The sequence below is a fragment of the uncultured Parvimonas sp. genome, from assembly GCF_963524015.1.
Classification (GTDB): domain Bacteria; phylum Bacillota; class Clostridia; order Tissierellales; family Peptoniphilaceae; genus Parvimonas.
In genome coordinates this window covers 25,004-39,862 of record NZ_CAURDT010000001.1, presented here as the reverse complement: position 1 = coordinate 39,862, position 14,859 = coordinate 25,004, and the positions used below count along the sequence as shown (strand labels likewise).

The following is a 14,859-nucleotide window of genomic DNA, read 5'->3' as shown; positions in this document are numbered from 1 at the left end:
ACCCGAGAACCTTGTTGTTTCACAATAAAAAAGACACCTTATGGTGTCTAAATTATTAATTATTCTCCTAATTTAGTAGAAGCTAATTTTATTCCAGGTCCCATTGTAGTTGCAATAGAAACTGATTTTAAATATTTTCCTTTAGCTGCTGATGGTTTAGCTTTTATAATAGCAGTAATTATAGTTCTTAAATTTTCTTCTATTTTTTCAGCTCCAAAAGAAACTTTTCCTACTGGACAGTGAACAATATTAGCTTTATCAACTCTGTATTCAACCTTACCAGCTTTAATTTCTTTAACTGCGTTAGCAATGTCAAATGTAACTGTTCCTGATTTAGGGTTTGGCATTAAACCTTTAGGTCCTAAAACTTTACCAATTCTACCAACAACACCCATCATATCTGGAGTTGCTACTATTACATCAAAATCAAACCAGTTTTCAGTTTGAATTTTTTGAATAAGATCATCTGCTCCAACATAATCTGCCCCAGCATCTTTAGCTTCTTGAACTTTATTTTCTTTACATAAAACTAAAACTCTTAAAGTTTTACCAGTTCCATGAGGTAATACTACTGTACCTCTAACTTGTTGATCAGCGTGTCTTGAATCAACACCTAATTTAACATGTAATTCAACTGTTTCATCAAATTTTGCAGTTGAAGTTTTTACAGCTAACTCACATGCTTCTTTTAAATCATATAAGTTTGTTTTATCTATTAATTTTAAACTTTCTAAATATTTTCTACCTTTTTTCATTTATATCCTCCTTGTGGTGTTCGCTTTTTGCTCCCACGTAATATTACTCTTCTACAGTTATTCCCATACTTCTAGCAGTACCTTTAACCATGCTTATAGCCGCTTCAATAGTGGCAGCATTCAAGTCAGGCATTTTCATTTCTGCAATTTCTCTAACTTGTTCTTTAGTTAAATTACCAACTTTAGTTTTGTTTGGTACTTTTGATCCTGATTCGATACCTAATTTTTTCTTAATTAATACTGGTACCGGTGGAGTCTTTGTAATGAATGTAAATGATCTATCTTGGTAAACAGTCAATACAACTGGAATAATTAATCCAGCTTGGTCAGCTGTCTTTGCGTTAAATTCTTTTGTAAATTGCATTATATTTACACCATGAGGTCCAAGTGCAGTACCTACTGGTGGAGCAGGAGTCGCCTTTCCTGCTGGAATTTGTAATTTTACTAATGCTTGTACTTTTTTAGCCATTTTATAGTTCCTCCTTAAAAACTAATGTGGTTTTCGGGTGCTAAAACCCTCCCACTCTCGTATATCTCTGTTTTGAATGTTTTTCAAATTATTTTCAAATTTAATTTTTTATTACGTCACTAAAATCCAATTCAGCAAGCGTATCTCTTCCAAATAAAGAAACGAAAGCTTTTAATTTACCATTTTCGTGAGATACTTCTATTACTTTTGCTGTTAAGTCCTTAAATGCTCCATCTATAATTGTAATAGAATCTCCTTCATTAATTTCCACATCATTATATGGTTTTGCAGAAACACCTAATGTTTCTACTTCTTTTTCAGATAGTGGTACAGGCTTATTACCTGACCCTACAAATCCAGTTACCCCTCTAGTATTTCTAACTAAATACCATGAGATATCTGTTATTATCATTTTAACTAAAACATATCCAGGAAATAATTGTCTTTCTTTAATTTTTCCGGTTTCTGTTTCTTCTTTAACCGTTGGAACAACAACTTCAAATATATCAATGTCATTTCCACGATTTACAACTAACTTTTCGATATTAGCCTTTACTTTGTTTTCATGCCCTGAATATGTATGTACTACATACCATTTAGCTTCTTTTTCTTTAATATCCTTTAATTCTTCTGTTGTCATATAAGCGGACTAAAGTCCTTCCCTCCTTCATAATTAATGGATAATTAAACCTAACAATTTTTTTAATACATTATCCAATCCCCAAATTATAGCTGAACTAATTATAGAAATTGTAACTACTGCAAGGCTATAATAAAAAACACTTTTTTTAGAAGGCCATACTATTTTCTTAAATTCATGACGAACTCCACGCATAAAGCTAGTTTTCTTTTGTTTTTGATCAGTAGTTTTTGTTGTCATACTACTCTCCTCCAATCTCTAACTATTTTGTTTCTCTGTGAAGAGTGTGTTTTTTACAAAACTTACAATACTTATTCAATTCAATTCTGTTAGTTGTAACTTTTTTGTTCTTTTTAGTATTGTAATTTCTATTTTTACATTCTGTACATGCCAACACAACTTTATCTCTCATAGAAACACCTCCTTGAAAGCTAAATTTGAACATAATTATACATTATATTACTCATAAGATAATAACACAAAGTAAATCAATTGTCAAGCAATTTAGAGCATTTATTATTAACTTTATTTTTTAAAAATAAGTAAATTCTTAAATTTATAAAGTCTATCTATATTATCTATTATCTCTATCTTTTTTAATAAGATTTCTAAGAGCAAGTATTGCTGTTTTTATTGCTCTATCGGTATCTTCTATTACATTATTAGAAAGATTTTGTTTAACTCTTTCTTGATTGTTTACAACCAAAAATATTGAACCTGCTCTAGTATTCAAATAACTTGATACTATAAATAGTGCTGCTGATTCCATTTCACTTGCCTTTGTATGAAGTCTTTTCCAAGCTTCCCATTTATTTAATAATTCATAGCTTACCGGTTTAGTTTCAGGTTGATGTTGTCCATAGAATGCATCTTTACATTGCACCACTCCAACATGATATTTTTGATTTGTTTCAATACAAGCATTTGAAAGTTCATTTACGATATTAAAATCAGCAACTGCAGGAAATTCTATTGGTGCATATTCTTTTGAAGTTCCTTCCATTCTTATTGCTCCTGTTGCTACTACTAAATCTCCTGCTTCAACATCTAATTCTATTCCACCACAAGTACCAACTCTTATAAATGTATCTGCGCCGATTTTATGCAATTCTTCAACAGCTATTGATGTACTTGCTCCACCAATTCCTGTACTTGTTACAGAAACTTTTTCTCCTTCTAAAAATCCTGTATATGTTACATATTCTCTATTATCTGCAACTAAAACCGCATCATCAAAATATTTTGCGATTAATTTACATCTTTTTGGATCTCCTGGTAAAATTACATATCTTCCAACATCTCCCGCTTTCATATCAATATGATATTGTTTTTCTTTTAATAATTGTTGTGACATTTATTTTTCCTCCTCATTTTCTAAATTCAATACTAATTCATACGCTTCATTTTTTGAAATATTATAATTATTTTTTAGCAATTTTACAATGTCCTTAGTGCTATATCCATCATATTTTAATTTTAATATCTCTTTTTTTATATCAATATCCACTCTCTCATCAGATATTTTTTCTATTATAAGAACTATCTCTCCTTTTACCCCTTTTTCAGAATAATATGAAATAATTTCTTCTAAATTTCCTCTTTTGTACTCTTCAAATAACTTTGTTAGTTCTCTACATACACATACATTTATATTTCCAAATAAAGAATATAAAAATTTTAACGTTTTTAAAAGTCTATGTGGACTTTCATAGAATATTCCTGTAACTTTCATATTTTTAAAACTTTGAAAATATTTTTTACGTTCCGAATCCGTTTTAGGAACAAATCCCATATATACAAAACTTGTCGCATCAAATCCGCTACCACAAATTCCATTTATCAACGCACATGCTCCGGGTAAAATTTCATAAGATATATCTCTTTTTATAACTTCCTGTAAAATCACAAAGCCAGGATCATTTATTATCGGCATTCCTGCATCTGAAATTACAGAAACAATTTTTCCATCTTCTATATTATTTATTATTTCTTCAACTCTCTCGCTCTCATTAAATTTATGATATGATACTAATTTAGTATTTATATTATGAAATTTTAATAAGTTTGAGCTGTTTCTGGTATCTTCACAATAAATTATATCACTTTTCTCTAAAACTTCCAATGCTCTAAGTGTTATATCTTTCATATTACCAATAGGTGTTGAAACAAAATAAATATTAGAAATTCTGTCCATAATATATCTCCTTAATCTTATCAGTATATTCGCCACTTTTATTATAAATATAAATATTATCTTCAACAAATAAATTGCTATTACCATTTTTAACCAGTTCAACCATAAACAGATGTGGCTTTTTATCTATATTTGTAGAAATAAATTGAATTCTTTTAGGCTCTAATCTAAATTTTCTCGATTCACTTAAAACATCAACCAAACGTTCCATACTGTAAATCAAAAAAACTTTTCCTGAAGATTTTAGTTTTTTATATGAAAAATCTAAAATATCTTCAAGTTTAAGTGCATATTCATATCTTGAAATCAAAAAATTCTCATCTTCATTTAATATTCCAGTATTCATTTTTTTATATGGAGGATTTGAGACAATATAATCAACAGATGAATTTTCAAAATCGTTATAACATTCTTTTAAATCTTTATTTAAAAGGACAACATTTTTTAGTTTATTTTCAACAATACTATGCTCAATAAGCTTTGCATTTTCATTTTGTATTTCTATAAGATATACAGTTTTTAAATTATTTAAAAAATTAATTCTAAAGCCTACTATTCCAGTTCCTGCTCCGATATCAATTAATATCTTATCTTTTTTCACTTTTGAAAAATAGGATAGCAAAATTGAATCAATGTTGAAAGAAAATTTATTCTTATTTGTAAATATAACACCTTTGGTGTTAGGAATATAATGTTTGTCCATATAATAACCTCCGTCCTATATTTTACCATAAATATGCTTTAAAAGGAATTATTTTTATGATAGAATATACTAAGGTGATTATATGAATTTTACGAATCAACAAGTTGATGCCATTAAACATTTTGAAGGTCCTGCTCTAATTTTAGCAGTCCCGGGTTCAGGCAAGACAACTGTATTATTAAATAGAATTTTAAATTTGATTAACAATCATAATATAGATCCAAGTGAAATAATTTCGATAACTTTCAGCAAATCTCAAGGAATTGATATGGAAAAGAGATTTTTAGCTCAAAATCCTGAATTCAGAGGAAAAATTACCTTTAAAACAATTCACGCTTTTTGCTATGAGATAGTTAGAAATTATATGAAATTAAAAAATATCAAAAAAACTTTAATTGAAGGAAATAACGAATTCAATAGAATTTTAATTTTAAAAAGATTGTATTACCAAAAAAATTATAAAAAGCTATCTGACGAAGAAATAAATGACTTCTTTTCAATTTATGACTTTACAAAAAATAAAATGTATGATTTTGAAGGATATTTAAGAAAAAATCATTTTATTTCAAATCGTTCTTTAATGTTAAAATTGTATAATTTGTATGATGAAATAAAAATTCAAAATAATTTTATGGATTTTAATGATTTACTAATTTTGGCTAATGAATATGTTTCAACGGATAAAAAACTTTTAAAAGCTTTAAAAAATAGATATAAGTTTTTCCAAATTGATGAAGGACAAGATACTTCAACTTTACAATTTGAAATAATAAGAAAGATAGTATTTCCAGAAAATAATGTATTCATAGTAGCAGATGATGACCAGTCAATCTATAGTTTTAGAGGTGCAAGTCCTGAAAATCTATTAAATTTTAAAGATATTTATCCAAATTCTAAAATATTTTTTATGGATAAAAATTTTCGTTCTACTAAAAATATAATAAAAATAAGCAATAAAATAATTCAAGGAAATAAAATTAGATATGAAAAAACTTCTAAACATACAACTGAAGAAAGTTCACAAATAATGCTATTTAAAGTCAAAAATTCGATTATTCAAGCCAGAGAATTGCTAAAAAGAATTTCTGAAATAAATCCTAATGAAACAATTGGAGTTTTGTATCGAAACAATGTATCTTCTCTATATGTAGCAGACATATTAAAAAATAATGATATTGATTTTTTTGTAAAAGAAAATAAATTCGACTTTTATTCAAACAGAATATTAAATGATGTAAAAAATATACTTTCGTTTTCTGAAGATACTTCTGACTTGGAAGTTTTTAAAAGAATTTATTTTAAACTTAATGCCTATATAAAAAAGGACTTCATTGCTAAATTGGAATATAAACCATATAATCAATGTGTTTTGGAAAGTTTGCTGGACTTGGATGAGTTAAATGATTTTTATCTAAACAAATTTACATCTTTAAGAAATGATTTTAAAAGATTAAAAAAAATGAAAATGGAAGATAAAATTGATTGTATTCTCTATGAGATAGGATACGGAGATTACTTAGATAATTTCAACGATTTTTCCAATCTAAACTACAATCTTATTTTCGACTTGATAAAATATTTATCTAAAGATTTAAAAACTTTTGATGAATTTATAGAAAAACTAGATAAATTAAAAGAATTTCTGAAAAATGCATCAAGTTCAAAATCTAATATTTCAATTTCAACAATACATTCTGCAAAAGGTTTAGAATATGATAATGTATTTATTATTGATTTAATTGATGGAGAATTTCCACAAAAGAGTGTGTTAAACTCTTTTGACGAAAAATTATTAGAAGAAGAGAGAAGATTATTCTATGTTGCAATGACAAGAGCGAGAAAAAGATTATTTCTGTTTACTATAAAAGAAAGAAACAACTTACCTGTTGAATCTTCAATTTTCTACAATGAATTAAAGAAGAAGACCCCCACCCTTCCATGATGCTTCGCATCAAGTGGGTACCCAGGAACCTTGTTGTTTCACAAAAAAAATTAAAAAAGGAGCTTTGCTCCTTTTTTGTGTATAAATTATTTGTTTTTTGCTGCATTAGTTCCTGCTATGATTCCAAAAACCGTAATATCTGCTATTGAGACGGAACCAAGTCTGTTATTACCATGAATTCCACCGGTTGTCTCTCCTGCAGCGTATAATCCCTTTATAATATTTCCATTTTTATCCAACACACTTGCATCTTTATTTATCTTAAGACCACCCATTGTGTGATGAACTGCAGGAACGGCTTTTAAACAGTAGAAAGGTGCTTTATCTATTTTAAAGCCTAATCTTCTAAGATTGAATAATGTATCTTTTCCATTTTTTGAATCTTCATTAAATTTATTTATTGTTGCTTTTAAATTTTCCTTACCTATTCCAAAGAAGTCAGCCATTTCATCAATCGAATTCACTTTGCAAAGTTTTTTACCCTCTATCAAATTATTATATTCGACTTCATGAGTAGGTAAAATATTTGATTTTTTCATTGACTCTTCATCCCAAATTTGATATGCAACACTATCCGTTTGAGCCTTAATTCCCATTGAAATTTCTCTTCTAGTACCCAACTCTTCAACAAATCTTTTTCCTTCTTTGTTTACGAGTATTGCTCCACCAACAAGTCTTGTATCTCCAGTATATAAAAGTTTACCTGTCTCAACATCACAAACAGGATATAGCTGAATTTTATCTAAATCTACAACATCAGCTCCAATAGCTTGTGCCATTTTTATCCCATCGCCTGTTGATCCTGGAGAATTTGTTGAAAGAATTTTATCATCAATTTCTTTATCATTATCATAAAGCATTTTTTTGTTTGCTCCAAAACCACCCGTTGTCAAAACAACGGATTTCGCATTAACAATCAATTCCCCAGTCTTTATTTTAGCTTTAACTCCAGTAACTACATTATCTTTCGTGATAAGTTCATAGGCATTAGTCTCTGTTAAAATTTCTATTCCTAATTCCTCAGCTTTAGCATGTAATTTGTTTATCAATTCTTTTCCGGATTGTCCTTTAGGAATTAAAGATCTCTTAACTGAATGACCTCCAAAAAACATAAGTTCGTCAGTCCACTCAACATTAACATCATCTCTTAACCATTTTGCACCGTCAAGTGCATTATTAGCTAACACATATATAAGTTCTTTATCTCCTCCTGCTTTTTCAACATCTTTTTTGAATAAGTCAATACTATCCTTTATATTTTCCTTTTCTTGTAACCAATTCATCGGAGCAGCATATTCAGCACCTGAAATTAAAGTATTTCCCCCTATTATTGGTAACTTTTCTAAAATTACGACATTAGCTCCAGATTCTTTGGCTTTAATTGCCGCAATTAATCCCGCACCACCTGAACCGACAACAACTACATCAACATTCATTTCCTTCGTTTCAAATTTTTCATTAGTAGTAGGGTTGTTTTTAAGAATTTTTTTATAATCGAGTCCGGATTTGTTTATAGCATCTGCAAGAGCGTTTATAAAAGCTTTTGAAGAATAAGTTGCACCTGTTATTTCATCTAAATTTAGATCTCCTGAATTAACTTTTTCAATCAATTTTTCAATAGCAAGTTTCCCTACATCTTCAGTTTCAACACTTTCCTTTAATGATACTTTTTTTATTTTATTATTTTCAAAACTTACATCAATAACAACATCTCCATTATGTCCTCTAGCTTTTCCCTCGTATGTTCCATTTACTGCAGATTTACAAGAATTTAAAAATAATACAAAAACAAGTAAAAATGATAAGGCTTTAAATAATTTTTTCATAATATCCTCCAAATCTTACAAAATTATTATACTGAGATTAAATTTCTCCTTATGTTTATTATGTATATTGTAATTGTAATCCTAATTAAAATTATTTTTATATTCATTTAATACATCAAAAATTTCGTTAATATCAGTTAAAGTATTTATAGTATTTTTCACCTTGTTTGAATCTTTAAAACCTTTTAAATACCATAAAATATTTTTTCTCATTTCTCTTATTGCTATTCTTTCCAGTTTAAATTCCAACTCCAGTTTATAATGCCTTTTTATAGTATCAATAACTTCTTCCAAAGTTGGAGATGAGTATTTTTTTGTTAAATTATAATCCTTAATTTGTTTAAAAATAAATGGATTCCCAAGAGAATGCCTTCCAATTGCAACTGCATCAGCTCCAGTTTCTTCTTTCATTCTTACATAATCTTCAACGCTACAAACATCTCCATTTCCAACTACTTTTATAGGAACATGATTTTTCAAAGTTTTTATAGCATTCCAATCAGCCTTTCCTGAATAAAACATTTCTCTTGTTCTTGCATGTAATGTAATCATATAAGCTCCAGCTTCAACAATAGCATCAGCAACTTCTAAAAAGTTTTTGTTTTTTTCATCAAAACCCAATCTAATTTTAACACTTACGGGAACTTTAGAATTTTTCACCATAGTTGAAACAATACTTTTAACCTTTTTGGGTTCTTTCATCAAGTAACTTCCCTCATGATTTTTAACAATTTTTGGAGCAGGGCATCCTAAATTCAAATCAAGTTGATAAATATCATCTCTTTTATTAAACCTATTTTGGATTATTTCTGCCATAATATTTTCATCACTTCCAAATACTTGTAATCCAACAGGTCCTTCTCTTTTGTCAATATAAGTTATAATTGAAGTTTTGTCATTATCATAATATAATCCTTTTATAGAAACCATCTCAGTAAAAGTTAAACTCGCTCCCATTTCACTAGCTAAAATTCTATATGCAACATCGCTAACTCCTGCAAGTGGAGCTAAAAAAATATCTCCATCAAGCATACTATAACCCCTTTTTCATCTTATAGATTTCAAGCATTCCATCAAGAGTAAGTTTCTTATCTATAATATTAATCTTATCTATATCTTTGGTAATTAAGCTGGAATATCCACCTGTTGCAACAACTTTTAACTTAGAAACATCAAAATTCATCTCTTTTACAATTTCATCAATCAACTTTTCAATAAGTCCAATATATCCAATTACCATACCAACTCTAATATTATCCATTGTATTTTTAGCTACAATTCTTTCAGGTTTATAAAGTTCTACTCTTGGAAGTTTTGCAGTTTTTAAAAAAAGTGCTTCTGATGAAATTCCAATTCCTGGAATTATAGCTCCACCTTGATAAACTGAATTTTCATCAACTACATCAAAAGTAATAGCTGTTCCAATATCTATAATTATCAAAGGAACTCCATATTTTTTAATTCCTGCAACTGAATTTACTATTCTATCTGCTCCAATTGTTTTTGGATTATCGTGATTTATTTTTATTCCCAAATCACAATTATCATCAATAATTATTGGTTTTAAATTAAAATATTTTTTTATAGCATTTTCAATTGAATGCATAACATCAGGAACAACTGATGCTACAACAACATCGTCAATTTCAGATTTTTTAATATCGTTAGCATGTAATATTTCTGTAATTGACATTGCATATTCATCACTTGTTTTATTTTTTATCGTATTAAGTCTAAAATCACAAATTAGTGAATATCCTTCATAAACACCTAATACGATATTTGTATTACCAACATCTATAACTAATAACATATTTTTCTCCAAATCATTAATAATTTTTTTCAATTACTTATTTCATTCTAATTTTAACATTTTTTATATTTTATTACAATTATTTTATATATAAATTTTCAATTCCTGGTCTATTTCAACAAAAAAACGATTAAGAAGAAATCTTAATCGTCAAAATCTTATAAAATAAATATTAAATTACAATCCACGTTTGAAGAATTTACGGAATTCAGAAACTTCAGCAACACTTTGTGAAATTGATACTTTATATTTTGCACCGTTTACAAATCCTGGCTCAAATGTTATAGGTTCAAATTGATAATGTACATTTTCTTTATCAGCAACACAATAACCTACAAATGTTTTTATTGTTGCTCCATTTTCTTTATTAAAGAATTCTGGTTCTCCATATTCTGATAATGTAGCATTTACATCAATTATAACAACTTCTCCCTCTTTATATCCTACAATAAAATTACTATGTTTTGTAACTTTTACAACAACAGCATTAGTCTCATTTTGCATATGACAGTAAATTAACTTATATTCGTCGCCGTTTTCTACACAAGAATTGAAAATTTCACGCATCCTTGCCTTATTTTTTTTGTTATCCTCATCACTTGCTCCTGTTATAGCTTTTTTAACAATATCAAATAATCCCACTATTATTTCCTCCTATATTAATATCATTATTAAAAATTTTTTCACTAAAATTATATCATTTTACAAAACACATGTCTATATCAGCATATAAAAAAGTAAGGAACAAATATAAATCTGTTTCTTACTTAATATTAACTACTTATTTTTATTTTTTATAGATGCCTTTATAAATCCGTCAAATAATGGATGAACTTTATTTGGTCTTGATTTGAATTCAGGATGGAATTGACAAGCTACAAAATAATCGCTACTAGTGTATTCTATAATTTCTACTAAATCAAGTTCAGGATTTATCCCGGAGAAAATAACTCCAGCCTTTTCCAGTTCTTTTCTATATTTATTGTTAAATTCGTATCTGTGTCTATGTCTTTCTTGAATTATTTCAGAATTATAAAGTTCTCTAGATTTAGTGTTCTTAAAAAGTTTACAATCATAATTACCAAGTCTTAAAGTTCCACCTATATTTTCAACATCAAATTGATTTTCCATCAAATCTATAACTGGGTATTTGGTAGTATCATCTTTTTCAGTTGAATCTGCTCCTTCAAGATTTGCGACATTTCTTGCTATATCTATAATTGCAATTTGCATTCCAAGACATATTCCAAAATAAGGAATATTATTTTCTCTTGCATATTTACTTGTAGCAATCATTCCTTCAATTCCTCTGCCACCAAAACCGCCCGGAACTATAATTCCATCAATTCCTTTAAATACTTCTTTAGCCGTTTCTTCAGTAACTTCTTCAGAATTTATCCAATGAATATTAATCTTATGAGCATTTTTATATCCTGCATCTATTAACGCTTGAGAGACTGAAAGATAAGCATCATGAAGTTGAACATATTTGCCAACAAGTCCAATTTCTAATTCAGATTTTACCTCTTTATATGAATCAATCATTTCTTTCCAATTATTTTTTACAATTGGCTTTCCTTCAAGGCAAAGTTTATGCAAAACATAATCATCTAAACCTTGTTCATGTAATCTAACAGGAACTTCATATATAAAATCAACATTTTCTGATTGAACAATTGCACTTTTTGGAACATCACAGAAAAGACTAATTTTATTTTTTATTTCATCAGAAATTTTTTCAGGGCTTCTAACAACTATTATATTAGTCTTTATTCCTTGACTCATAAGTTCCTTAAAAGAATGTTGGGTTGGTTTAGTTTTTAATTCATCTGAGCCTGGTATAGTAGGAACTAAAGTAGTATGAATAAATAAAACATCTTCTTTTTTATTTTCCGCATGAATTTGTCTAATTGCTTCAATAAAAGGTAGTGATTCAATATCTCCAACTGTACCACCAATTTCAGTTATAATTATATCAGCTTTACTTTCCTCAGCAGCCTTATAAACATATCCCTTTATTCTATCAGTAATATGTGGAATAACTTGAACTGTTGAACCGTTATAATCTCCTCTACGTTCCTTTTGAATTACTTCACTATAAATTCTTCCAGTGGTAACATTACTTCTTTGAGTAAGTTCCTCATCAATAAATCTTTCATAATGACCTAAGTCCAAATCTGTTTCTGCTCCATCTTTTGTTACAAAAACTTCTCCATGTTGATATGGACTCATTGTTCCCGGGTCAACATTTATATATGGATCAAATTTTTGCATAAAAACACTAAATCCTCTATCTTTTAAAAGCCTTCCCAAACTTGCTCCACATATTCCTTTACCTATTCCAGAAACAACTCCTCCGGTAATGAAAATAAATTTGCTCATAATATCCTCCTAATTTAATACTCTAAACATTTCCTCATAAGTTGGTATTTTCCAATTTTCTCTTGAAACATTTGATTCAATTTCATCACTTATTTTCCTAATTTCTTCTATTTTTCTAGGAACGAATTTATGTAAACTTATTACTTCTTCAATTCCATTTTTATTTTTTATTGTTTTTTCAAATTCATTAAATTCATCAAGTTTAACAAATAATCCCTCAAGCAAATTATTTAGTTTGTTAATTCTCTCATTTAGTTTAACATTTTTTACTCTTTCATTCAAATTTATTTCAAAATTAAGTTCTTGTATACAAGATGGAATGACATCTTTATTAATCATATTAATTAATGTTTTCATCTCTAGCAAATAAGTATTCTTTATGTCTTCAATGCAAACATCATAAACTGCACCTAATTCTAAATAATTTAAAATACCATTTTTCAAAAGAACATCATACTCTTTTGATTCTTTTGCACTTAATATTGCTTCTAAATATGTTCTATTATTTTTAAGTCCTCTTCTTTCTGCTTCTTCAATCCATTCTTTTGAGTAATTATCGCCAGAAAATAAAATTCTTTCACTTTCAACAAAGATTTCTTTTAGAATATTTTTGCAAGCCACAATTCTTTCAGACTTATCATTAATATTTTCAACTTTCTGTAAAATATTTTTAAGCTCTGAAGCAACTATTGTATTTAAAATTATGTTACAATCTGCTGCACTTTGCATTGAACCTAACATTCTAAACTCAAATTTTCCATCAGTATAAGCAAAAGGTGATGTTCTATTTCTATCATCAGTATCTCTTGGTGCAAATTCCAGATTACTAATATTAAAATCATTTAATTTTATTGGATTTTTAACTTCCATATCTAAAATATCACATAATACATTTTCAATTTCATTTCCTAAATAAACAGATACTATTGATGGTGGAGCTTCATCTCCTCCAAGTCTTAAATCATTTCTAACGCTTGAAGATGAAACTCTAAGTAATGAAGAATATTTATTTACAGCTGAGACTGTAGAAATCATAAATATAGCAAAAAGTAGTCTCTCTACTTCATCATCTTTTTTTGGTAGTTTAAATAAATTTTTACCATAATTTGTAACCAAAGACCAATTATTATGTTTTCCACTTCCATTTACATTTTTAAATGGCTTTTCATGTAATAAACAGACAAGATCATGCTCATAAGCTATTTTTCTTAAAACTTCCATAACAATTTGATTATTATCAACAGAAACATTTACTGTATCATATAGAATTGCAACTTCAAACTGACCAGGAGCAACTTCATTATGTTCAGTTTTAGAATTAATACCTAAATCCTCTAATTTCTTATTTATACTATTATAGTAATTCATAACTCTTTTTGGAATTGAACCAAAATAATGCTGTAATAACTCTTGATCCTTAGGTGGCATTTCACCGATTAATGTTCTTCCAGTATTTATAAGGTCAACTCTCTGTTCATAGAATTTCCTGTCAATCAAGAAAAATTCTTGTTCTAAGCCAACTTTTATTCTAACTCTAAAAATCTTTTCATCTGAAAATAAATTATATAAAGCAGTAGCTTGTTTTGATAAAAAGTCCATACTTTTTAAAAGTGGAGCTTTTTTATCCAAACTTATACCATCAAAAGAAACAAATATTGATGGAATATATAAAATATTATCCATAATAAAAGCATTTGCAGTACAATCCCAATATGTATAACCTCTAGCTTCAAAAGTTGATCTCATTCCTCCATTTGGAAAAGATGAAGCATCTGGCTCACTCTTTAAAAGTTCCTCTCCTGAAAATCTAACTATAGGTAAATTTTCACTTGATTTACTTATAAAACTCTCATGTTTTTTTGCAGTATTACCATTCAACGGTTGAAACCAATGACAATAATGTGTTGCTCCCTTTTCTATAGCCCACTCTTTCATTGCATGCGCAATTATATCGGCACTGTCTTTATCCAAAAGTTCTTCTTTTCTGATAGCATTCTTCCATTTTAAATATACAGGATACGGCAGTTTTCTTTTCATTGCACTTTTATTAAAAGTAAATTTTCCAAAATCATCAATTCTGCTCATAAATTCCTCCTATAAAAAAATTGGTCTTCTTTTTACCTCTAAATAGAGAA

At 28.0% G+C, this 14,859-nt stretch carries 15 protein-coding genes; 1 reads left to right on the top strand and 14 read right to left on the bottom strand.

From position 1 onward, the window contains the following. Positions 1 to 59 precede the first annotated feature (59 nt). From rplA to RWJ08_RS00140, 8 genes are all read right to left on the bottom strand, one after another. Positions 60 to 755: a 50S ribosomal protein L1 gene (gene rplA, locus RWJ08_RS00175; protein WP_009372290.1), complete on the bottom strand. Its 696-nt coding sequence runs from the start codon at positions 753 to 755 to the stop codon at positions 60 to 62. A gap of 43 nt (positions 756 to 798) precedes the next feature. Beyond that, a complete protein-coding gene (gene rplK / locus RWJ08_RS00170; RefSeq protein WP_293440624.1) occupies positions 799 to 1,224 on the bottom strand; it encodes a 50S ribosomal protein L11 in 426 nt (141 codons plus the stop codon). A gap of 100 nt (positions 1,225 to 1,324) precedes the next feature. After that, on the bottom strand, positions 1,325 to 1,864 hold the full coding sequence (gene nusG / locus RWJ08_RS00165; protein WP_313960678.1) for a transcription termination/antitermination protein NusG: 540 nt from the start codon (positions 1,862 to 1,864) through the stop codon (positions 1,325 to 1,327). A 33-nt stretch (positions 1,865 to 1,897) separates the two neighbouring features. Further along, positions 1,898 to 2,104, bottom strand: coding sequence for a preprotein translocase subunit SecE (gene secE / locus RWJ08_RS00160; RefSeq protein ID WP_009354239.1), 207 nt, complete (start codon positions 2,102 to 2,104; stop codon positions 1,898 to 1,900). 22 nt (positions 2,105 to 2,126) lie between these two features. Then, a complete protein-coding gene (gene rpmG, locus RWJ08_RS00155) occupies positions 2,127 to 2,276 on the bottom strand; it encodes a 50S ribosomal protein L33 (protein WP_009372623.1) in 150 nt (49 codons plus the stop codon). Positions 2,277 to 2,438: 162 nt separating this feature from the next. Next, positions 2,439 to 3,218 carry a uridine phosphorylase gene (gene udp, locus RWJ08_RS00150; RefSeq protein WP_009372352.1) on the bottom strand — a complete coding sequence of 260 codons (780 nt, stop codon included), beginning with the start codon at positions 3,216 to 3,218 and terminating at the stop codon, positions 2,439 to 2,441. Beyond that, positions 3,219 to 4,058: a 16S rRNA (cytidine(1402)-2'-O)-methyltransferase gene (rsmI, locus tag RWJ08_RS00145; RefSeq protein ID WP_313960677.1), complete on the bottom strand. Its 840-nt coding sequence runs from the start codon at positions 4,056 to 4,058 to the stop codon at positions 3,219 to 3,221. Beyond that, a complete protein-coding gene (locus RWJ08_RS00140) occupies positions 4,042 to 4,761 on the bottom strand; it encodes a methyltransferase (protein ID WP_313960676.1) in 720 nt (239 codons plus the stop codon). The genes rsmI and RWJ08_RS00140 overlap by 17 nt, the downstream gene beginning before the upstream one ends. Before the next feature lie 82 nt (positions 4,762 to 4,843). On the opposite strand from RWJ08_RS00140, the gene RWJ08_RS00135 reads away from it, so the two are divergent. Then, a complete protein-coding gene (locus RWJ08_RS00135; RefSeq protein ID WP_313960675.1) occupies positions 4,844 to 6,703 on the top strand; it encodes an ATP-dependent helicase in 1,860 nt (619 codons plus the stop codon). Positions 6,704 to 6,789: 86 nt separating this feature from the next. Here the strand turns inward: RWJ08_RS00135 and RWJ08_RS00130 are convergent, their stop codons facing one another. The 6 genes from RWJ08_RS00130 to RWJ08_RS00105 form a co-directional block, all read right to left on the bottom strand. Next, a complete protein-coding gene (locus tag RWJ08_RS00130) occupies positions 6,790 to 8,529 on the bottom strand; it encodes a flavocytochrome c (RefSeq protein WP_313960674.1) in 1,740 nt (579 codons plus the stop codon). 81 nt (positions 8,530 to 8,610) lie between these two features. Beyond that, a complete protein-coding gene (gene dusB, locus RWJ08_RS00125) occupies positions 8,611 to 9,561 on the bottom strand; it encodes a tRNA dihydrouridine synthase DusB (RefSeq protein WP_313960673.1) in 951 nt (316 codons plus the stop codon). A 1-nt stretch (position 9,562) separates the two neighbouring features. Further along, entirely contained in the window at positions 9,563 to 10,342 is a 780-nt protein-coding gene (locus RWJ08_RS00120; RefSeq protein ID WP_293440641.1) for a type III pantothenate kinase, read from the bottom strand. Positions 10,343 to 10,519: 177 nt separating this feature from the next. Next, positions 10,520 to 10,984 (bottom strand): hypothetical protein, encoded by a 465-nt coding sequence (locus RWJ08_RS00115; RefSeq protein ID WP_293440643.1) that lies wholly within the window; start codon positions 10,982 to 10,984, stop codon positions 10,520 to 10,522. A 135-nt stretch (positions 10,985 to 11,119) separates the two neighbouring features. Beyond that, a complete protein-coding gene (locus tag RWJ08_RS00110; RefSeq protein WP_313960672.1) occupies positions 11,120 to 12,724 on the bottom strand; it encodes a CTP synthase in 1,605 nt (534 codons plus the stop codon). A gap of 9 nt (positions 12,725 to 12,733) precedes the next feature. After that, positions 12,734 to 14,809: a glutamine synthetase III gene (locus RWJ08_RS00105; protein ID WP_313960671.1), complete on the bottom strand. Its 2,076-nt coding sequence runs from the start codon at positions 14,807 to 14,809 to the stop codon at positions 12,734 to 12,736. Between the last annotated feature and the right edge of the window lie 50 nt (positions 14,810 to 14,859).